Source organism: Herbaspirillum sp. C7C2, from assembly GCF_022627865.1.
Classification (GTDB): domain Bacteria; phylum Pseudomonadota; class Gammaproteobacteria; order Burkholderiales; family Burkholderiaceae_D; genus Herbaspirillum; species Herbaspirillum frisingense.
Genome location: NZ_JABXGI010000013.1, coordinates 100,523 through 121,516 on the forward strand (window position 1 = coordinate 100,523; position 20,994 = coordinate 121,516).

The 20,994-nt window shown below is 65.3% G+C and carries 17 protein-coding genes; 11 read left to right on the forward strand and 6 right to left on the reverse strand.

The genetic code is table 11. The annotated features are described in order from the left end of the window. Positions 1–58: 58 nt before the first annotated feature. The 7 genes from HWE04_RS16730 (at position 59) to ldcA (ending at position 8,628) form a co-directional block, all read left to right on the forward strand. Positions 59–2,506: a TonB-dependent siderophore receptor gene (locus tag HWE04_RS16730; RefSeq protein WP_241813114.1), complete on the forward strand. Its 2,448-nt coding sequence runs from the start codon at positions 59–61 to the stop codon at positions 2,504–2,506. Between the two features lie 104 nt (positions 2,507–2,610). Then, complete coding sequence (locus tag HWE04_RS16735; protein ID WP_241813115.1) at positions 2,611–3,747, forward strand: efflux RND transporter periplasmic adaptor subunit; 1,137 nt, start codon at positions 2,611–2,613, stop codon at positions 3,745–3,747. Next, complete coding sequence (locus tag HWE04_RS16740) at positions 3,747–5,708, forward strand: MacB family efflux pump subunit (RefSeq protein ID WP_241813116.1); 1,962 nt, start codon at positions 3,747–3,749, stop codon at positions 5,706–5,708. The genes HWE04_RS16735 and HWE04_RS16740 overlap by 1 nt, the downstream gene beginning before the upstream one ends. Positions 5,709–5,857: 149 nt before the next feature. Continuing rightward, positions 5,858–6,493, forward strand: a complete 636-nt coding sequence (gene queE, locus HWE04_RS16745; RefSeq protein WP_182994932.1) for a 7-carboxy-7-deazaguanine synthase — start codon at positions 5,858–5,860, stop codon at positions 6,491–6,493. Positions 6,494–6,599: 106 nt separating this feature from the next. Next, positions 6,600–7,046, forward strand: coding sequence for a 6-carboxytetrahydropterin synthase QueD (gene queD, locus HWE04_RS16750; protein WP_006712655.1), 447 nt, complete (start codon positions 6,600–6,602; stop codon positions 7,044–7,046). After that, positions 7,046–7,624, forward strand: a complete 579-nt coding sequence (gene tadA, locus HWE04_RS16755; protein WP_342222439.1) for a tRNA adenosine(34) deaminase TadA — start codon at positions 7,046–7,048, stop codon at positions 7,622–7,624. The genes queD and tadA overlap by 1 nt, the downstream gene beginning before the upstream one ends. Further along, positions 7,621–8,628 (forward strand): muramoyltetrapeptide carboxypeptidase, encoded by a 1,008-nt coding sequence (gene ldcA / locus HWE04_RS16760; RefSeq protein ID WP_241813118.1) that lies wholly within the window; start codon positions 7,621–7,623, stop codon positions 8,626–8,628. Before tadA ends, ldcA begins: the two co-directional genes overlap by 4 nt. Before the next feature lie 39 nt (positions 8,629–8,667). Here the strand turns inward: ldcA and HWE04_RS16765 are convergent, their stop codons facing one another. Continuing rightward, positions 8,668–9,240, reverse strand: coding sequence for a DUF1439 domain-containing protein (locus HWE04_RS16765; RefSeq protein ID WP_241813119.1), 573 nt, complete (start codon positions 9,238–9,240; stop codon positions 8,668–8,670). A 243-nt stretch (positions 9,241–9,483) separates the two neighbouring features. On the opposite strand from HWE04_RS16765, the gene HWE04_RS16770 reads away from it, so the two are divergent. The 3 genes from HWE04_RS16770 to nadC are packed head-to-tail and all read left to right on the forward strand — an operon-like array spanning position 9,484 to position 13,162. Then, complete coding sequence (locus tag HWE04_RS16770) at positions 9,484–11,082, forward strand: ABC-F family ATPase (protein WP_006712651.1); 1,599 nt, start codon at positions 9,484–9,486, stop codon at positions 11,080–11,082. A 29-nt stretch (positions 11,083–11,111) separates the two neighbouring features. Continuing rightward, positions 11,112–12,251, forward strand: a complete 1,140-nt coding sequence (nadA, locus tag HWE04_RS16775) for a quinolinate synthase NadA (protein ID WP_241813121.1) — start codon at positions 11,112–11,114, stop codon at positions 12,249–12,251. After that, the gene (nadC, locus tag HWE04_RS16780; RefSeq protein WP_241813123.1) at positions 12,248–13,162 is read left to right on the forward strand and encodes a carboxylating nicotinate-nucleotide diphosphorylase; all 915 of its coding nucleotides are present in this window, start codon (positions 12,248–12,250) and stop codon (positions 13,160–13,162) included. The genes nadA and nadC overlap by 4 nt, the downstream gene beginning before the upstream one ends. A gap of 117 nt (positions 13,163–13,279) precedes the next feature. On the opposite strand, the gene nadB is transcribed toward nadC, so the two are convergent. The 5 genes from nadB to HWE04_RS16805 form a co-directional block, all read right to left on the reverse strand. Further along, positions 13,280–14,884 carry an L-aspartate oxidase gene (nadB, locus tag HWE04_RS16785; protein WP_241813125.1) on the reverse strand — a complete coding sequence of 535 codons (1,605 nt, stop codon included), beginning with the start codon at positions 14,882–14,884 and terminating at the stop codon, positions 13,280–13,282. A gap of 156 nt (positions 14,885–15,040) precedes the next feature. Further along, positions 15,041–16,252, reverse strand: a complete 1,212-nt coding sequence (gene purT, locus HWE04_RS16790) for a formate-dependent phosphoribosylglycinamide formyltransferase (protein WP_006712647.1) — start codon at positions 16,250–16,252, stop codon at positions 15,041–15,043. A gap of 272 nt (positions 16,253–16,524) precedes the next feature. Continuing rightward, positions 16,525–16,824 (reverse strand): AtuA-related protein, encoded by a 300-nt coding sequence (locus HWE04_RS16795; protein WP_241813126.1) that lies wholly within the window; start codon positions 16,822–16,824, stop codon positions 16,525–16,527. A gap of 1 nt (position 16,825) precedes the next feature. Continuing rightward, a complete protein-coding gene (locus HWE04_RS16800; RefSeq protein ID WP_241813128.1) occupies positions 16,826–18,187 on the reverse strand; it encodes an acyclic terpene utilization AtuA family protein in 1,362 nt (453 codons plus the stop codon). Between the two features lie 43 nt (positions 18,188–18,230). Further along, positions 18,231–19,532 (reverse strand): CitMHS family transporter, encoded by a 1,302-nt coding sequence (locus HWE04_RS16805; RefSeq protein ID WP_234296576.1) that lies wholly within the window; start codon positions 19,530–19,532, stop codon positions 18,231–18,233. Positions 19,533–19,719: 187 nt separating this feature from the next. Between HWE04_RS16805 and HWE04_RS16810 the strand changes: the two genes are divergently transcribed. Then, positions 19,720–20,676, forward strand: a complete 957-nt coding sequence (locus tag HWE04_RS16810) for a LysR family transcriptional regulator (protein WP_077237153.1) — start codon at positions 19,720–19,722, stop codon at positions 20,674–20,676. Positions 20,677–20,994 lie beyond the last annotated feature (318 nt).

The following is a 20,994-nucleotide window of genomic DNA, read 5'->3' on the forward strand; positions in this document are numbered from 1 at the left end:
TCTCGTTCGTAAAGCAGATGAAGACCTTCACTTTTCATCGCTAACGAGGATAACAATAATGCGCCATCAGTCGCTTCGTTCTACCGCCACCACCCATCGCGCCCGCGGCACAACCGGTGCAACCCGTCCGCTCAGGGCACTGTCCACCACCGCCCATGTCCTGATGGCCGGTAGTCTGCTGCTGGCCGGTGTCGCGCTGGTCATGCCGGCCAGTGCGGCCACACCGGTGGCGGCCGAGCAGAGTCTGCCGTTGTCCATTCCTGCCGGTCCGCTGGACCAGTCCCTCAACCGCCTGGCCGCCAGTGCGCGTCGCCTGCTGGTGGTCGATCCGGCATTGCTGCGCGGCAGGCAGGCGCCCGCCGTGGAAGGCAATCTGCCGGTGAGCCGCGCGCTGGAACAGTTGCTGTCCGGAAGTGGCCTGGTGGCGGATCAACGCGAGGATGGCAGCATCCACGTACGCAAGTTGCCGGCGCAGTCCTCCAGCCTGCCGGCCCTGACCGTGGTGGCCACCAGCGCCGCCGATCCGGGGGCCGGCCTGCAGCGTCCGGCCAGCAGTGGCGCGCTGGGATCGCGCTCGCTGCTGGAGACGCCGTTTTCCATCACCGTGGTGGACAAGGACGACATGCAGGAGCGCCAGGTCACTACCGTGGAGCAGGCCTTTCGCTACGATCCGTCGGTGACCTCGGCCAGCGGCGAATACGGGCGCGGGTCCTCGCTGCTGGTGCGCGGCCTGGGCATCGATGACACCAACGGTTTCAAGATGGATGGCCTGGCCCTGCCGGGCTGGGGCAACGACCTGTTGCCCATGGAAGTGTTCGAGCGCGTGGAGCTGCTCAAGGGGCTGTCGGGCTTCATGTATGGCTTCGGCTCGCCGGGCGGGATCATGAATTACGTGCTCAAGCGGCCCACCGACGAGAATCTGTTTGCCGTCGATGTCGGCTACAAGACCGGTTCGCTGTTCTCCAAGCACATCGACATGGGCGGTCGCGCCGGCGACGACCAGCGCCTGGGCTACCGGATCAACCTGGTGCAGGAGCAGGGCGGCACCTACTTCAAGGGCGGCTCGCTGGATCGTACCGTGGCCTCGCTGGCCACCGACCTCAGGCTGACCCAGGACCTCAAGCTCAGTTTCGATACTGTCTATGCCCGTCGCAAGTCCAACGGCAATGCCTTCTGGGGCATGAGCCTGGCCAGCGGCCTGGACCTGCCGACCGCCATCGATCCGCGCACCCGCCAGCAACCCGAAGGCGCCTATTTCAGTAATGAAAACATCGTGGTGAGCACCGGCCTGGAATGGCAGCTCAACCAGGACTGGAAATCCAGCTTCAACTATCGCTACGCCCGTGAAGACGTGGATTACGTCTACGGCGACATCAGCATCAATGATGCGCTCGGCAATAGCAGCACGCAGGTCTATGGCGGACTCTACAGCTTCCAGTATCAGCAGCTGCAGGCCATGCTGGAGGGCAAGCTCAAGACCGGTGCGATCGGTCACCAACTGGTCTTCGGCGCCAGCCGTCAGCAATACGAGGTGCTCTCCGACCGCGCCTCGACCAGCACGGCCGTGGGTAGCGGCAACATCTACCGCGATTCGCTGCTCAGCGTGGGCGGCATCAGCAACGCCGGCCATTCCCAATACAGGGGTTCGGAGATCGTGCAGAACGCACTCTTCGCCAGCGATACCCTGAGCCTGGGCGAGCAGTGGTCGCTCATCGGCGGGCTGCGCTACACCCGCTTCGACCAGCGGGGTTACAACCGGGTCGGCGTGCAGACGACGACCTACCAGCGCTCCCCGGTCACGCCCACGGTGGCGCTGATGTTCAAGCCCCTGGCCGGCCTGACCACCTATGTCAGCTATGTCGAAGCGCTGGAGCGCGGTGGCACGGCTGGCGAGACCACGGCCAATGCCGGCGAGGTCATGCCGCCCCTGAAGAGCAAGCAGATCGAGGCTGGCGTGAAGGTCGAGCAGGCCAACTGGAGCGCCACGGCGGCGGTGTTCCGCATGCAGCGGGCGGCGGAGTATGTCAACGCGGCCAATACGCTGGTCCAGGATGGCGAGACCCGCTACCAGGGCCTGGACCTGTCCGGCCGCTATGCGCTCACCCCGGCGCTGAACCTGGAGGGTGGCCTCATGTGGCTGGACGCCAAGTACCAGAGCGATTCCGCCGACCTGGCCGGCAAGCAGGTCGTGGGTGCGCCGCGCATGCAGGCTACCGCCGGTGTGCGGTACCGCATCGCGGGCGTGGCTGGCCTCAGCGTGAACGGCGGCCTGCGCCATGTCGGCCGCTCCAAGCTCGACACGGGCGCCCCCCAGCGTGAGTTGAGCGCCTACACCGTCATGGACGTCGGCGCCGTCTATCGCACCCGCCTGAGCGGCAAGGACGTCACCTTCAATGCCCAGGTACAGAACCTGGCCGACCGCCGCTACTGGGTCTACAACGGCGACAGCTACATCTTCGCCGGTGCACCGCGCACCCTGAGCCTGAACGCGCGCGTGGAGTTCTGAGAGCAAGGCTTGCCGGATCGCGCCATTGGCCGGTCCGGCTTTTTTGCGGCAAGCAAGGAGATCGGGTGAGCAGGGGCAAGTCAAGACGTGGATGGGGCGCGGGCATGACGCTGGCCGCACTGGCATCACTGGCAGCGGTGCTGGGCGTGTTGGCCTGGTCGTGGGGGCAGGCGGGGCCGGAATACGATACGGTCGCGGTGACGCGAGGCGATGTGGAAGCCAGTGTGGTGGCGGTCGGCAAGCTGCAGCCACGGCGGTTCGTCGATGTCGGCGCGCAGGTATCCGGGCAGATCCAGCACCTGCATGTGCAGCCCGGCGATACGGTGAAGAAGGGCCAGTTGCTGGTCGAGATCGATCCCAGCGTGCAAAAGGCGACGGTCGATGCCGGGCGGGCTGCCCTCAGCGGGCTGCGTGCGCAACTGGCCGAGCAGCAGGCCCAGCATGCCTTGACACTGCGCCAGGCGCAGCGGCAGCGGGCGCTGGACGCCGGTGGCGCCACCCGTACCGAGGACGTCGATATCGCCGAAGCCGCGCTGGCCCAGGCCGCCGCCCGCGTGGCCCACATCCAGGCCCAGATCACGCAGAACGCCGCCACGGTGCAGGCCGACGAAGTGCGGCTGGGCTATACCCGCATCTATGCGCCCATGGATGGCACGGTGGTCAACGTCGAGGCCCGCGAAGGCCAGACCCTCAACGCCACCTACCAGACCCCGGCCATCCTGCGCATTGCGGACTTGTCCGTGATGACGGTGTGGACCGAGGTGTCCGAAGCCGAAGTGCGCAAGGTACGGGCCGGCATGCCGGTCTATTTCTCGACCCTCGGCGGCGACCAGCGACGCTGGCAGGCGCAGGTGCGCCAGGTGCTGCCAGCGCCCAGCGGCGAGGGCAAGAGCCTGGACAGCGCACTGGCGCCCTCCAGCAACAAGGTGGTGGTCTACATGGCCCTGTTCGACGTCGACAATCGCGATGGCGCCCTGATGCCGCAGATGACGGCACAGGTCCACTTCGTCGTGGCGGCGGCACGCGACGTGCTGGTGGTACCGTTGGCCGCCGTGCGCAAGGACGGGGAACGCCTGCTGGCACGGATACAACTGCCCGATGGGCGTATCGAGGAGCGCGAACTGCGCGCGGGCGTGCGCAACCGGATCAGCATGGAAGTGCAGCAGGGTGTGCAGGAAGGTGAACAGATCGTCATTGCAGAGAAACCGGGCCGGCGCGGTCTGCCGAGGTTCCAGCTGTGATGGCGGCCGCGACCGCCGCTGCCCTGATTGAACTGCGCGGCCTGCGCAAGGACTATGGCGGCCAGGATGGCAGCCCTGCGGTACAGGTGCTGCGCGGGGTGGACCTGCAGATACGCCAGGGTGAATTCGTCGCCATCGTGGGTGCATCCGGCTCGGGCAAATCGACGCTGATGAACATCCTCGGTTGCCTGGACCGTCCCAGCGCTGGCCAGTATCTGTTCAATGGCAGCGATGTCGCCGCCTTCGATGCCGACCGTCTGGCCTGGCTGCGGCGCGAGGCCTTCGGCTTCGTCTTCCAGGGCTATCACCTCATTCCCACCGAATCCGCCTGCGAAAACGTGGAGCTGCCAGCCATCTACGCCGGCCTGCCCGAACCGCAGCGACGGCAACGGGCGGCGGCACTGCTGGCGCGGCTGGGGCTGGCGCAGCGCCTGGACAACCGGCCGCATCAGCTCTCCGGCGGCCAGCAGCAGCGGGTGTCGATCGCCCGCGCCCTGATGAATGGCGGCCGCATCATCCTGGCCGATGAACCCACCGGGGCGCTGGACAGCCAGAGCGGCGCCGAGGTGATGCAGTTGTTCCATGAACTGGCCGATGCCGGCCATACCATCATCCTCATCACCCATGATCGTGAGGTGGCCGCCCAGGCCAGACGCGTCATCGAGGTCCGTGATGGCAGCATCATCGGCGACAGCGGCGCGGCCCCGGATGCACCTGCACAGGCCATGCCCGATCTCCGCGAGGCTGCCGCCAGCCAGCCACCGGTGCGCCGCTGGCGGGACGAATTGCGCGAGGCGGCGCGGGCTGCCTGGCGGGTGATGTGGGTCAACCGCTTTCGCACCGCGCTGACCTTGCTGGGCATCGTCATCGGCGTGGCCTCGGTGATCGTGATGATGGCCATCGGCCTGGGCACGCGCCAGCAGGTGGTGGCGCAACTGGGACGCTTCGGCTCCAACCTGATGTACATGGCCGCCATCGGCGAGAGTTCGCGCATCCCGGGGCGCAGCATCACCCTGCAAGACCTGGAGGCGGTGGCCGACCTGCCCAACATCACCCATGTCCTGCCTAACGTGACGGGCAACAAGGTGGTGCGCCATGGCAATCAGGATATCCAGACCTATGTCCGCGGCACCGGCGCCGGCCTGCCCGAGGTCCAGACCTGGCCGCTGGCACGGGGCGCCTTCTTCACCGCCGAGGACGAACGCGAACTGGCCTCGGTGGCGGTGCTGGGCCACCGGCTGGCGCGCGAGCTGATGCCGGAGGTACCGGACCCGGTGGGGCAGATGGTGTTGATCGGCAATTCGCCGTTCCAGGTGATCGGCGTGATGAGCGAGAAGGGCGCCCTCAGCGGGGACCGCGACGAAGACAACCTGCTGCTCATGCCCTTTTCCACGGCCGGGGCCAAGGTCTTCGGCCAGCGTGAGCCGACCTATACGGTCATGGCAGTGGCCGACGTCGGTCGCATCCAGGACACCCAGCAGCAACTGGAAGCCCTGCTGCTGGAGCGGCATGGCATCCGCGACTTCAGCATCGGCAATGCCGCCGCCTCCATCGCCGCCGAAGCCAGCACGCGCGACACCATGACCATGATGCTGTCGCTGGTGGCGGCGGTGTCGCTGCTGGTGGGCGGCATCGGCGTGATGAACGTGATGCTGATGACGGTGCGCGAGCGCACCCGTGAAATCGGCATCCGCCTGGCCACCGGTGCCCGGCAGCGCGACATCCTGCGCCAGTTCCTCACCGAGGCGGTACTGGTGACGCTGGTGGGTGGTGCCGCCGGGGTGGGTCTGGGCGTGGCGGTGGGGCTGGCACTGATGGCGGCCGGGGTGCCGCTGATCTTTTCGCTGACCGCCATGCTGGCGGCCTTCGGCTGCGCCGTGCTGACCGGGCTGCTGTTCGGCTACATGCCGGCGCGGCGGGCGGCGAGGCTGGACCCGGTGGTGGCGCTGAGCACGGCCTGAGCTGCTTGCGGGGCGGCAAACGCATGCGGGCCGGTGGGGAGCGGCTATAATGAGGGCCTCCGTTAAAAATGTCGCTCCAACCAGGCGTCAGCATGGCAGCCGGCCCCGGCCAGCCTGCCCAGTTTCTGCGGCCCGCCCGCTCCGATATCGTGACCTACAGCATCAAAGAAATCTTCTATACCTTGCAAGGCGAGGGCGCGCACGCCGGTCGTCCGGCTGTCTTTTGCCGTTTTTCCGGCTGCAACCTGTGGACCGGGCGCGAGGAAGACCGCAGCCGCGCCATCTGCCAGTTCTGCGACACCGACTTCGTCGGCACCGATGGCGAGAACGGCGGCAAGTTCAAGAGCGCTGGCGAACTGGCGGCGATGATCGACAGCCTCTGGCCGGCCAGCTATGCGCCCAGCAAGTACGTGGTCTTTACCGGTGGTGAACCCCTGCTGCAGCTGGATGCCGCCCTGATCGGGGCGATGCATGCGGTGGGCTTCGAAATCGCCATCGAGACCAACGGCACCATTGCCGTGCCGGACGGGGTGGACTGGATCTGCGTCAGCCCCAAGATGGGGGCCGAGCTGAAGGTGCTGCGCGGCAGCGAGCTGAAGGTGGTGGTGCCGCAGGCCGGCCAGCCGCTGGCGGAGTATGAAAAGCTGGATTTCCAGCACTTCCTGCTGCAGCCCATGGATGGCCCGCAGGCGGCCGCCAATACCCGCATGGCCATCGACATGGTCAAGCACAATCCCAAGTGGAAGCTGAGCATCCAGACCCACAAGCTGCTCAACATTCCCTGAGCGATTTTTGCTTTTTTCTTCATGCGGCCCTGCGCCGCGTGATTACAATGACCTCATCCCGGCCCGCCGCGCCCAAGCTGCAGCGGGCTTCCTTGAAGAAACATTCATGCTGACCATTACCCGCAAACTCGAATTCGACGCCGGCCACCGTATTCCGGACCACAAGAGCCAGTGCCGCAACCTGCACGGCCACCGCTATACGCTGGAAATCACCCTGACGGGCGCGGTCATCGATATCGAGGGCAATTCCGACAATGGCATGATCATGGACTTTTCCGACATCAAGTCCCTGGCCAAGGAGCATCTGGTGGACGTCTGGGACCATGCCTTCCTGGTCTATGACAAGGACGCGCCGGTGCGCGACTTCCTGGCCAGCCTGCCGGGCCACAAGACGGTGGTCATCGGCAGCATTCCCACCGTGGAAAACCTGGCCCGTGAAGCCTTCGCCATCCTCAAGGCGGCCTACAAGGACCGTTATGGCACCGGCCTGCATCTGCAAAAGCTGGTGCTGCATGAAACGCCCAATTGCTGGGCCGAGATCACGGCCGACTGATGGACGCTTCGCTTCCGTTCGAGGCGACTACGCCATCGACAGCACCGACGCCATTGGCGGCAACCGAAGCCGACCTGCGCCACATGCGCGCCGCGCTCGACCAGGCCAACAACGCCTGGGCGCTGGGCGAGGTGCCGGTGGGCGCGGTGGTGGTCAAGGATGGGGTGGTCATCGCGACCGGCTTCAACCAGCCCATCGGCAAGCATGATCCGACGGCGCATGCCGAGATCATGGCCCTGCGCCGCGCCGCCGAAAAGCTGGGCAACTACCGGCTGCCCGGCTGCGAGCTGTACGTGACGCTGGAGCCCTGTGTCATGTGCTCTGGCGCCATGATGCATGCGCGCCTGGCGCGGGTGGTGTATGGCGCGGCCGATCCCAAGACCGGGGCCTGCGGTTCGGTGGTGAACCTGTTCGAGCAGGAAAAACTGAACCATCACACCGAACTGCTGGGTGGCGTGATGGCTGAGGAATGCGGGCAGTTATTGAAAGAATTCTTCGCCATGCGGCGCGAACAGGTGAAGCAACAACGCCTGCAGTCGACGCCCGCTGAGGGTGAACAACAAGGTGGAGCAGCATGACAGCAGGGCGCGAACTTCTCGACGGACTGGTGCCGGCTGGCACCGGCGTGGCCATCGTCGCCCCCTGCGGCCATGCCGGGCTGGACCCGGAGGGCGTGCAGCGTGGCGTGGCCCTGCTGGAGTCGCTGGGCTGCCGGGTGCGCAACTTCTACGACCATGCGCAGCGCTTCCAGCGCTTTGGTGCCAGCGACGAACAGCGCGCCGCGCAGTTGATGGAGGCCGCCGCCGATCCGGAGATTGACGTGATCCTGGGGCTGCGCGGTTCCTACGGCATGAGCCGCATCCTGCCGGCGCTGGATATTCCCGCCCTGGCCGCCAGCGGCAAGCTGCTGGTGGGTTACAGCGATTTCACGGCGCTGCAGTGTGTCCTGCTGGACCAGTGCGACCACGCCGGCTTCCAGGGACCGATGCTCAATGGCGACTTCGGCGCCCAGGCCCCCAACTGGCAGGCGTTGGCGACCTTCTGGCGCACCCTGACTTCGCCGCAGGTGGTGGTGCGCGACTACCAGGGGGAGAGCGATGCCGAGCGTCCCGCCATTGGCGACCGTCGTACTGATCCGCTCAGCCCGGAAGTGCGCTGCGAGGGCAGGCTATGGGGTGGCAACCTGGCCATGGTGGCGCACATGGTGGGCCATCCGCGCTTCCCCAGGATGGACGGCGGCATTCTGTTTCTAGAAGATGTGAATGAACATCCCTTCCGCGTCGAACGCATGATCCTGCAACTGGAGCAGGCTGGTGTGCTGGCGCGACAGCAGGCCATCGTGCTGGGCGACTTTTCCGGTTACCGGCTGGCGGAGATCGACAACGGTTACGATTTCACGGCGATGCTGGCCTTCCTGCGCCAGCGCATTGCCACCCCCATCGTCACCGGGCTGCCCTTCGGTCATGTGCGCGACCTGGTCACGCTGCCGTTGGGTGCCCACGCGGTGCTGGATGCACAGGGCGCGCAAGGCTTCACGCTGACCCTGTCGGATTACCCGTTCTTGCCTCTGCGCCGGGCCTGAGGCCCGAGGCGGGCATCCCGCGCAGGCGGGGCAGGGTGCTTATTGCTCCTTGACCTCGACCTTCACCGCATCCTTTTCGACGGTGATCTTGCCGGGTTCGAAGCGTTTGCCATTCATCTGCAACTGTTCTGGCGTGAAGGTATAGAGCGCGTAGTCGCGCAGGAACTGGTCGGCAGCGGCGTTACCCAGCGCGGTCAGCTGCTGCGCGTACTGCGGCGGCAGGTCGGTGCTGTCGACCTTGTCCACCTTGGGGGCGTCCAGGCGCAGCGAGCGGGTGGCCGGGTCGTACTTGAAGGCGCTGCTCAGCGTCAGTACCGCATTGACCGGGCGCTGCAGCAGCAGCGGGTTGGCAATCTGCGCATCGACCACGGTGTTCATGCGGTTTTCGCCCGGCAACATGCCCAGGCGCGGATTGCTCAGGGTGACGTCGAAGATGTCCATGTAGCGCAGCTTGCGCGGGAATTGCGGCGCGATGGCACTTTGCAGTTGCTGGCGGGACACGGTGTATTCGTTGGTCCAGATGTTATAGCCGGTCTCGGCGGCCAAGGCGTGGCCCATGGCCAGGGTGGAGAGCATCAGGGTGGCCGCAAGGGCCTGGGTGGCTTGCTTCATGCTTGCAGTTTCCAGAGTGACAAAGTGGGTAGAGCCTCATCCAGTGGCTAAAAATCCCGCGCAATTGTAAGTCGCAGACAGTCAAAGCGGGTTTGAGAATGGCTGTTTGACAAGTTTCGCGCACTCGCCAGCGGCCGCAGGCAAGCCTTGGCGGGCGCGCAGTGGTAAAATCCGCCGTTTCGCGTGCCGCGGCTGTAGCCTGGACTGGCGCACGCAAGTTACATTTTTGAAAAGGTTTTCGCAGTGCTATCCACCGCAAACATCACCATGCAGTTCGGCGCCAAGCCGTTGTTCGAGAATATTTCCGTCAAGTTCGGCGATGGCAATCGCTATGGCCTGATCGGCGCCAATGGCTGCGGCAAGTCCACCTTCATGAAGATCCTGGGTGGCGATCTGGAACCCTCGGGCGGCAACGTCAGCCTGGACGTCAACGAACGCCTGGGTAAATTGCGCCAGGACCAGTTCGCCTACGAAGAGATGCGCGTGCTGGACGTGGTCATGATGGGCCACGTCGAGATGTGGGATGCCATGTCCGAGCGCGACGCCATCTATGCCAACCCGGATGCCACCGACGACGACTACATGAAGGCGGCCGACCTGGAAGCCCGCTTTGCCGAATTCGACGGCTATACCGCCGAAGCGCGTGCCGGCGAACTGCTGCTGGGCGTGGGCGTGCCCATCGAACAGCACAACGGTCCCATGAGCAACGTCGCCCCCGGCTGGAAGCTGCGCGTGCTGCTGGCGCAGGCCCTGTTCTCCAACCCCGATATCCTGCTGCTGGACGAACCGACCAACAACCTGGACATCAACACCATCCGCTGGCTGGAAGACGTGCTCAACGAGCGCAATTCCACCATGATCATCATTTCCCACGATCGCCACTTCCTGAACCAGGTCTGCACCCACATGGCCGACATGGACTATGGCACCCTGAAGATCTACCCCGGCAACTATGACGAGTACATGCTGGCATCCTCCCAGGCACGTGCCCAGCAACTGGCTGTGAACGCCAAGGCCAAGGAAAAGGTCGCCGAACTGCAGGACTTCGTGCGCCGCTTCTCGGCCAACAAGTCCAAGGCCCGCCAGGCGACTTCGCGTGCCAAGCAGATCGACAAGATCAAGGTCGAGGACATCAAGCCGTCTTCCCGCGTGAACCCCTTCGTGCGTTTCGAAGGCGAGAAGAAGCTGCACCGCCTGGCCGTGGAAACCCAGGGCATCACCAAGACCTACGACCGCGACATCTTCAAGAACTTCAGCATCATGGTCGAAGCCGGCGAGAAGATCGCCATCATCGGCGCCAACGGTGCCGGTAAGACCACGCTGTTGCGCAGCATCGGTGGTGACGTCACCGGCCTGCACCCCGATTCCGGCCAGGTGAAGTGGGCCGAGAACGCCAACGTGGGCTACATGCCGCAGGATCCGACCGAGGAATTCGCTGCCGGCGAGACCCTTACCGACTGGATGGGCAAGTGGACTCAGGAAGGCGACGACGACCAGGCCGTGCGCGGCATCCTGGGTCGTCTGCTGTTCTCCGGCGACGACGTCAAGAAGTCCGTGAAGGTGCTCTCCGGTGGTGAAAAGGGCCGCATGATGTACGGCAAGCTGATGCTGGGCCGCCACAACGTGCTGCTGATGGACGAACCGACCAACCACATGGACATGGAGTCCATCGAGTCGCTCAACATCGCGCTGGAAAAGTACGCCGGCACGCTGATCTTCGTCTCGCATGACCGCGAGTTCGTGTCGTCGCTGGCCACCCGCATCCTCGAAGTGAAGGACGGCCAGGTGATCGATTTCCGTGGCAACTACGAAGACTACCTGGCCAGCCAGGGCATCGAATAACCCCTCATCGCAAAGCATTGTTGACCGCCATGCAAGCAACAGCAACCAAGGTCGTCGAGTTCGAGCGACCGCAAATGGAGACCGGCGGCAGTTGTACCGCCAATGCGTGGGCCAAGGTACCGGCCACGCCCAGCCCCGAGGAACGCGCGCACCTGAAAGCGCGCATCCGCCAACTGCTCAAGGAAAAGCAGGCGGTGCTGGTGGCGCACTACTACGTCGATGGAGACCTGCAGGACCTGGCCGAGGAAACCGGCGGCTGCGTCTCCGATTCGCTGGAAATGGCGCGTTTCGGCCGTGATCACGCCGCCCAGACCCTGGTGGTGGCCGGCGTGCGCTTCATGGGCGAGACCGCCAAGATCCTGAGCCCGGAAAAGCGCATCCTCATGCCCGACCTGGAGGCGACCTGTTCGCTGGACCTGGGTTGCCCGGCCGACGAATTCGCCGCTTTCTGCGACCAGCACCCGGACCGTACCGTGGTGGTCTATGCCAACACCAGCGCAGCTGTGAAGGCCAGGGCCGACTGGATGGTGACCTCCGGCATCGGCCTGGAAATCGTCCAGCACCTGCACGCGCAGGGCAAGAAGATCCTGTGGGCACCCGACAAGCACCTGGGCAGCTACATCCAGAAGCAGACCGGCGCCGACATGCTGCTGTGGCAGGGTTCCTGCCTGGTGCATGACGAATTCAAGGGCGTGGAGCTGGAACTGATGCGCGCCGAACATCCCGATGCGCTGGTGCTGGTGCACCCCGAATCGCCCGAGGCCGTGGTGGCCCAGGCCGACGTGATCGGTTCGACCTCGCAACTGATCGCCGCCGTGCAAGCGTCTGACGCCCCGGCCTTCATCGTCGCCACCGATAACGGCATCCTGCACAAGATGCGCGCCGCCGCCCCCGGCAAGCGTTTCATCGACGCCCCCACGGCCGGCAACAGCGCTACCTGCAAGAGTTGCGCCCATTGCCCGTGGATGGCCATGAACGGCTTGCAGAATCTGCTGCACGTGCTGGAAACCGGCGCCAACGAAATCCATGTCGATCCCGCCGTAGGCCAGCAGGCCGTGGTCTGCATCGATCGCATGCTGGACTTCGCCGCCCAGCGCAAGGCCAAGGTCCGCCCGTCGGCGCGCCTTGAAGATGAACAGCAACTGTTTGCAGGAATCGGCCCCGCATGACTCTCCACGCCCTCAAATCCGCGTCCGCGGCCTCCACCGTCGCCGCCAGCAATCTGCGCAATCCCTTCGCACCCTTCGATCCGGCACTGCATGCGGCCTTCGATGCCAACGTCAACCAGGCCATCGCCGAAGACGTCGGTGACTGCGACTACACCGGCCTGCTGGTGCCGGAGAGCGAGTTCGTCAAGGCCCGCGTGATCGTGCGCGAAGCCGCCGTACTGTGCGGTGCGCCCTGGTTCGAAGCCGTCATGACCCGCCTCGACCCGCGTCTGCAGGTCAGCTGGCGCTACGCCGAAGGGGAGATGATGACGGCCGACAGCGAGGTCTGCACCATCGAAGGCCCGGCCCGTGCCTTGCTGACCGCCGAGCGTGGTGCGCTGAACTTCCTGCAACTGCTTTCGGGCGTCGCCAGCGCTACCCGGCGTTACGTGGAGGTGGTGCAGGGTACGCCTGCGTCCATCCTGGATACCCGCAAGACCCTGCCGGGCCTGCGCCTGGCGCAGAAGTACGCAGTGCGCGTCGGTGGCGGCGCCAACCAGCGCCTGGCGCTGTACGACGGCATCCTGATCAAGGAAAACCATATTGCTGCTGCCGGTGGTATCACGGCCGCTGTGGCCGCTGCCATCAAGCTCAATGCCGGTGTCACCATCCAGGTCGAGGTGGAGAACCTGCAGGAGCTGGAAGAAGCGCTGCAGGCCGGCGCGCAATCCATCCTGCTGGACAATTTCTCGCTGGAGCTGATGCGCGAGGCCGTGGTCATCAATGCCGGACGCGCCTTGCTGGAGGCTTCCGGCGGCATCAACATGCAGACCGTACGTGCCATTGCCGAAACCGGTGTGGACCGCATTTCCATCGGCAGCCTGACCAAGGATATCCAGGCCACCGACTTTTCCCTGCGCGTGGTCGGCTGACGCTGTCCGTACGCTGGAACGACAAGGCCCGCCGGGGAAACCCGGCGGGCCTTGTCGCTTTATCGCTCTAGCTCTTTGTCACGCCGGCAAGCCGGTGCGGGGCAGGGAGCTGGCGCATCATTGCCGCCCGGGCAGGATGGTCGGCGTGGCCCGGGGCAGCGTGCGCGGATAGTCCTGGCTGAAGTGCAGGCCCCGGCTTTCCTTGCGCATCAGTGCGCTGGAGACGATCAACTGCGCCACGTCCACCAGGTTGCGCAGTTCCAGCAGATCGCGCGAGACGCGGAAGTTGGCGTAATACTCGTCGATCTCTTCCTTGAGCAGGCGGATGCGATGCTGGGCGCGCTCCAGGCGCTTGTCGGTGCGCACGATGCTCACGTAGTTCCACATGAAGCGACGCAGTTCGTCCCAGTTGTGGGCGATCACCACCTCTTCGTCGGCATCGGTGACACGGCTTTCATCCCAGGCCGGCAGGTCGGCCACGCGCCAGGTGCCAGCGGCCAGTTCGCGCTCGATGTCGGCAGCGGCGGCGCGCCCCAGCACCACGCACTCCAGCAGCGAATTGCTGGCCAGCCGGTTGGCGCCGTGCAAGCCCGTATAGGCGGTCTCGCCCACGGCGTACAGCCCGGGCAGGTCGGTGCGACCGGCCATGTCGGTCACCACGCCGCCGCAGGTGTAGTGGGCGGCCGGCACCACCGGGATGGGCTGGCGCGTGATGTCGATGCCGAACTCCAGGCAGCGCGCCTGGATGGTCGGGAAGTGCTCGGCGATGAAGGCCGGGCTCTGGTGGCTGATGTCCAGGTCCACATGGTCCAGGCCGCGCTTCTTCATCTCGAAGTCGATGGCGCGGGCCACGATGTCGCGTGGCGCCAGCTCGGCCCGGGCATCGTGCTCGGGCATGAAACGCTGGCCGGCGGCCGCACCGGCCGAGGCCGGCAGCTTGAGCAGGGCGCCTTCGCCGCGCAGCGCCTCGCTGATGAGGAAGGACTTGGCATAGGGGTGATACAGGCAGGTCGGATGGAACTGGATGAATTCCATGTTGGCCACCCGGCAGCCGGCGCGCCAGGCCATGGCAATGCCGTCGCCGGTGGCTGAATCCGGGTTGGAGGTGTACAGATAGACCTTGCCCGCACCGCCGGTGGCCAGCACGGTGCGGCCGGCGGCGATGGCAAGCACCCGGCCGCTCTGGCTGTCCTGCACATGCACGCCCAGGCAACGCGGCTCGGCCTCGCGATCGCGCTTGCCGGCGTGGATCAGGTCGATGGCGCAGTGGTGTTCCAGCAGGGTGATGTTGGGGTGGGCGCGCACGCGCTGTTCCAGCGTCACCTGCACCGCATGCCCGGTGGCATCGGCGGCGTGGATGATGCGGCGCTGGCTGTGGCCGCCCTCGCGGGTCAGGTGGTAGCCCAGCTCGGCGCTGTCGTCGCGGGTGAAGGGTACGCCCTGGGCGATCAGCCATTCGATGGCCTGGCGCCCCTGTTCGACGATGGCGCGGGTGGCGCCTTCGTCACACAGGCCGGCGCCGGCCACCAGCGTGTCCTCGATGTGCTGGGCATGGCTGTCGCCCGAATCCAGCACGGCGGCGATGCCGCCTTGCGCCCAGTTGCTGGCGCCGTCCAGCAGTTCGCCCTTGGAGACGACCACGACCTGATACTTTTCGGCAAGATGGAGAGCTACGGAGAGACCGGCCAGACCGCTGCCGATGATGGCGACATCGCACTTCATGATCGTGAGCAAAGCTGCTGTTGTGGAGGGAGGCGACGATTATAACCAGAGCCGACGGGCATATTCTTTATATCGTTTCCCCGCCGCGTTGCCGGCCCCAAAACAAAACGGGCTCCGATGCAACTCGGAGCCCGTCGGCCAGATCGTTTGCGACGCTTATTCCGGGATCACCGGCTTGACCTTGGCTGCGGCCTGCTTGGCGCGGATGCGGGCAGTTTCCACATTGTCGGCGGCGGCCAGGGCCACGCCCATGCGGCGACGGGCGAAGGACTCGGGCTTGCCGAACAGACGGATATCGGCGCCGGGGATGCGCAGCGCCTCGGCTACGCCGTCGAAGGCGATGCCACGGGCTTCATGCTGACCGTAGATGACGGCCGATGCACCCGGGGTGCGCAGGGCGGTATTGACCGGCAGGCCGAGGATAGCCTTGGCATGTAGTTCGAACTCGCTCTGCACCTGGCTGACCATGGTGACCATGCCGGTGTCGTGCGGACGCGGGCTGACTTCGGAGAACCAGACCATGTCGCCCTTGACGAACAGTTCCACCCCGAACAGGCCCAGGCCGCCCAGGTTCTCGGTGACCTTGCGGGCGATGTCGCGGGCCTTCTCCAGCGCGGCGCCCGGCATCGGGTGCGGCTGCCAGGATTCGACATAGTCGCCCTTGACCTGCACGTGACCGATGGGGTCGCAGAAGCTGGTGATGGTCTCGCCGTTTTCGTTGAGCGAGCGCACCGTCAGGAGGGTGATTTCGTAGTCGAAGTCGATGAAGCCTTCCACGATCACGCGACCGGAGTCCACGCGGCCGCCGGCGGCGGCGTAGTTCCAGGCGGCTTCGATCTCGTCGGCGCTGTCGATCTTGGACTGGCCCTTGCCGGAGGAGGACATGACCGGCTTGATCACGCACGGATAGCCGATCTGGTCGATGGCGGCCTTGAGCTCGTCGAGGCTGTCGGCGAAGCGATAGGGCGAGGTCGCCAGGCTCAGTGTTTCACCGGCCAGACGGCGGATGCCTTCGCGGTTCATGGTCAGCCAGGCGGCGCGGGCGGTCGGGATGACGCGGGCGCGGCCGGCTTCTTCCAGCTTGACCAGGGTTTCGGTGGCGATGGCCTCGATCTCGGGCACGATCAGGTCCGGCTGCTCCTGCTCGATCAACGCCGCCAGGGCGGCGCCGTCGGTCATGTTGATCACGTGGGCGCGATGCGCGACCTGATGGCCGGGCGCGTTTTCATAACGGTCAACGGCGATCACTTCCACGCCCAGGCGTTGCAGGGCAATGATGACTTCCTTGCCCAGTTCGCCGGAGCCCAGCAGCATGACCTTGGTGGCGGAAGGAGAAAGCGGCGTGCCGAGTCGAGTTGGTTTTTTCATAATGGGGGGAGAGTATCAGCAGGGAGCTGATGCAGTGCGAGAATGAATCACGGGCGGACGATACCAAATCTTGCCGGCTTTGGACAGTCGCAATGTACGCTGTTTCGGGCGAAGTAATCGGTGAAAACTTGCCTATTTTTCCCTGGGGTAATTTATGACCGACAAAGGTTCTCCGCATCGCTCCAACGTCGCTCTAATGTCACCTAACTGCAGCCAAAATAGCGCTCTTTCTTTCTTCTCGTGTTGCGAGAATTTTCAGGTGATTCTCAATGCTACAGTTCCATCCCCAGCATCACCCCCGACAACGCCTTCCCATGCGCATCCAGCGCCAATGAGCGCGTCACGCCGCCGCCCAGTGCGCGCTGCATCACGAAGTTGAGCGCCCCCAGCTGCGGCAAGGCGTAGCGCACCACCTCTCCTTGCACGACCCCCGCAAAATGCGCCAGCACCCGCTCGGCGGTCAGTTCGCGTTCCAGCAGGGCGTAATCCTCGAGGCGGTAGGCAATCACCGAGATATTGGAAATGTCGCCCTTGTCCCCGGCGCGCGAATGGGCGATGTCTCTGAGTTGCATGTCAGACCTCCTCGATATGAACGGATGGGTGCACCAGGCTGCGCGGCAGCAGCAGCGATAGCACGGCAATGACCTCGCGGGCGGCCTTGGTCGCGCCACCGCCACCAGCCGGGCCATTGGTGTAGAGGGTCTCGACCTCGTTACCGATGCGTACCGCTTCCTTCATGCTGGCCGTGCGCCCGGCCACGCGCAGGCGCACTTCCTGTGGCTCTGGCGCCTGGGCCGCCGACGCCATCTGCGCGCTGCTGATGGCGTTCACGCCGATCAGGTCCAGGCGCAGTTCGTCGGTCTGCACGGCGGTCAGCGCCAGGCGCTCGCGTACGATGTCGGCGGCCAGTTGGGCGCGGGCTTGCGCCCCCGGTCCGGCATAGGAAATCTGGCCCTCGCCGATGAAGCTGTCGCGGTAGCCCAGCGTGGTCTTCAGGGTTTCCGGGCGCGCGCGGCCACGGCCGCCGATGATGGCGACGCGGTCAGGGCCGATTTCGGTGATCTGGACTTGCGAGAAATCGGCGATCACGTCCGGCGTGTAGTAGGCGGCGGGATCATGGATTTCATAGAGCAGTTGTTCCTTGCAGGTCTGCGCCGTCACCTGGCCACCGGAGCCGGCGACCTTGGTGATGACGGCACTGCCGTCGGCGCTGATCTCGCCGATGGGAAATCCCAATCGCGCCAGCCCGGCCACATCCTTCCTGCCAGGATCGGCAAAGTAGCCACCGGTGATCTGGCCTGCGCATTCCAGCAGATGGCCGACCACGGTGCCCTGGCCCAGCTTGTCCCAGTCATCGGCAGCCCAGCCGAATTCGTACACCAATGGCGCCAGCACCAGTGCCGGATCGGCCACCCGGCCGGTCACGATCACGTCGGCACCGGCTTGCAGGGCTTCCAGGATGGGGGCCACGCCCAGGTAGGCATTGGCCGAGATGAGGCGCTCCCCCAGGGATGCCACCGGCTGGCCATTGTCCTCGATGCGGAAGTCGCCGGCCTGCACCGCCTCCAGCACGTCGTCGCCGATGACGGCGGCGACCTTCAGCTGCGTCAGACCCAGTTCGCGGGCGATCTCGCGGATGCGTCGGGCTGCCGCCTGCGGATTGGCCGCACCCATGTTGGTGATGATGCGTACGCCCTGGTCGGCGCAGGTCTTGAGCACGGCGTACATGCGCTCGGCCAGCAGCGGATCGTAGCCCTTGGTCGGATCGGCCAGCCGCGCCTGCTGGCCGATGGCGATGGTGCGCTCGGCCAGGCATTCGAAGATCAGGTAGTCCAGCTGTCCCTGTTCGGCCAGCTCGGCCGCCGGTTCGATACGGTCGCCCGAGTAGCCGGCACCGGCGCCGATGCGCACGACGCGTTGCGGATCATGGGTCATGCAATTCTCCAAAAACGTTTCTTTCCCGGGGCCGGTCGCTGGCTCAGAACAGCGGGAACAGGCCCAGCACCACGCAGGCGATGGTCATCACCACCGAGGCGCCGAACAGGAAGGGAATGGTGTACTTCTGGTGGTCCGCCAGTTCAATGCCGGCCAGGCCGCACACCAGGAAGGTGGCCGGGGTCAGGGGGCTGACCGGGAAACCGGTGGTCATCTGGCCCAGCAGCGCCGCCTGCGCCACCTGGATGGTCGGTACGCCCAGCATGTGGCTGACCTCGGCGATCACCGGCAGCACGCCGAAATAGAAGGAATCCGGGTCGAACAGCAGCGACAACGGCATCGACAGCAGGCCCAGCACCACCGGAATATGGCCGGCCATGTCGGGCGGCACCAGGCCGACGGCCGTCTTGGCCATGGCGGTCAACATGCCCGACTTGGTCATGATGCCGGTGAACACGCCAGCGGCGAAGAGGATGCTGGCCATCAGCAGCGCCGCCTTGGCATGGGCGTCGATGCGCTCGCGCTGCATGGTCACGTCGCGGTAGTTGATCATCAGGGCTAGCACCACGCCGATCATGAACATCACCACCGGATCGACCTTGCCGCTGATCATCACGCCCAGCACGAACACGGTGAGCACGATGTTGGCCCAGAAATTCTGCGGCCGGCGGATCTTCATTTGTGCCTCGGTCAGTTCGTGCTGCTGCACGAAGTCCACCGTAGAACCCTTGCCCAGGCCGAGGCGACGTTCTTCCTTCAGGCCCAGCAGGTAGGAAGCGATGAAGACAAAGGCCAGCCCCACCAGCTGCACCGGCACCAGCGGCGTGAAGATGTCCGACACCGGGATATGCAGCGCCGCCGAGGCGCGGATCATCGGCCCGGTCCAGGGCAGGAAGTTCACCCCGGCCGCCAGCGAGGCCACGCAGGCCAGGATGCGCTTGTCGATGCCCAGCCGGTTGTACAGCGGCAGCATGGCCGGGATGGTGATGAGGAAAGTCACCGCGCCCGAGCCGTCCAGGTGGATCAGCAGCGCCAGCAGGGCAGTACCCGGCACGATGCGCGTGGGCCGGCTGCCCACCGTCTTGAGGATACGGCTGATGATGGGGTCCAGCATGCCGGCATCGGTGACGATGCCGAAGAACAGGATCGCAAACACGAACATGCCCGCCACCGGCGCAATGGCGGTCACGCCCTGGACGATGAACTTAGAGGTCTGCAGGCCGAAGCCACCGACCAGCGCAGCGATGATGGGAATGGCGATCAGCGCCACCAGCGGCGACATCTTCTTGGTGAGGATGGCGGTGAACAAGGATACGATCGTGACAAAGCCTAGCAGGGCTAACATGCGTGTCTCCGGTGTTTGGTTTGATGTTCTTGTGTTGTCATCACTTCCAACGCGCCGGATCATTGTTGTGTACTGAGGCTGCGGGAGGTGAGCAGGGCGAGTGTAGGTGGCGGTCGATTTTGTTGTAAAGTCGCTTTTTTCGATTGATTGACCGGTTTTTCAGGATAATTGCCGGCCCACCTTCGCCATGCAAACCAATATCTCCACGCGATTGCTGCAGGCCTTCCTGGCCCTGGTCGACTGCCGCCATTTCGGTCACGCGGCCGAGCGCTGCCACGTTTCGCAATCCGCCTTCAGCGCCATGATCCAGAAGCTGGAAGCCGCCGCCGGGGCGCGGCTGTTCGAGCGCGATACCCGCAATGTGACCCTGACGCCGGAAGGTGAACTGTTCGTGCAGGTGGCACGCCAGCTGGTCCACGACATCGAGGCCGCCTTCGCCGACATGAGCGACTACGTGGCGCGCCGCAAGGGCCGGGTGGCCATCGCCGCCTTGCCCTCGCTGGCGGCGGGCTGGCTGCCGCCGGTGCTGGCGGAGTACCGGCGTCGCTATCCGGGGGTGATGCTGGAGCTGTTCGACGCCATTTCAGACCACTGCCTGGACCTGCTGCGCCAGGGCAAGGCCGATATCGCACTGACCGCGCCGGGACCGAACCTGCTGGAGTTCGATACCCGCCCGCTGTACAGCGATCCGTTCTATCTGGTCTGCCGGCGCGACCACAAGCTAGCCGGCAAGCGTCGCATCAAGGTAGCGCAGCTGGCCGGCTGCGAGATGATCCACCTGGCCCGTTCCACCAGCGTACGCCAGCACCTGGATGCAGCCCTGCGCCCGGGCGCGGTGATCCATACCGGACTGGAAGTGGAGCACCTGGCCACCGTGGCCGCCCTCATCGAAAGCGGCCTGGGCGTGAGCGTGGTGCCGGAGCTGACCTTGTTCCAGTTCCGCCTGCCGGAGCTGGTGGCCATCCCGCTGGATGCCCCCGACCTGGTGCGGCCCTTGCTGATCGTCACGCCCAAGGGGCGCAGCCTGTCAATTGCGGCACAGGGCTTGATGGAACTGGTGGAAGAGAAGGCCGGGCGGGCGAACGCGTCCAGCCTGGCGAGCACGCCAAGACCGGCCTCCAGGGCGCGTAGGTCTCCGTTGTGAGCTGCGTCAGTGGCCCGGTGGAGGCTGCGCCCGATCACGATCGGAAGCTGGGTGCGAAATCGGGGAATAGGGAAATCGGCGAATGGTGAGGCATGGAGCCCTTGCCAGTCCGAGCAGCGCAAGCGTCAATCGCCGCGAGTGGTAGGGATCGTCGCTGCTGATCAGTGCTAACCGCGACTAGGGCCTGTTCACATTTAATCTACGAGTGCGAGCGGTCGCCAAGCGTTGACTGCCTAGGCGTAGCGACGCGCCGTAGTGGTGCTACGGCAAGGAGCTGCAACAACGGCAGGCGACGCTTGGCGGCCTCTCCCGGAGGGT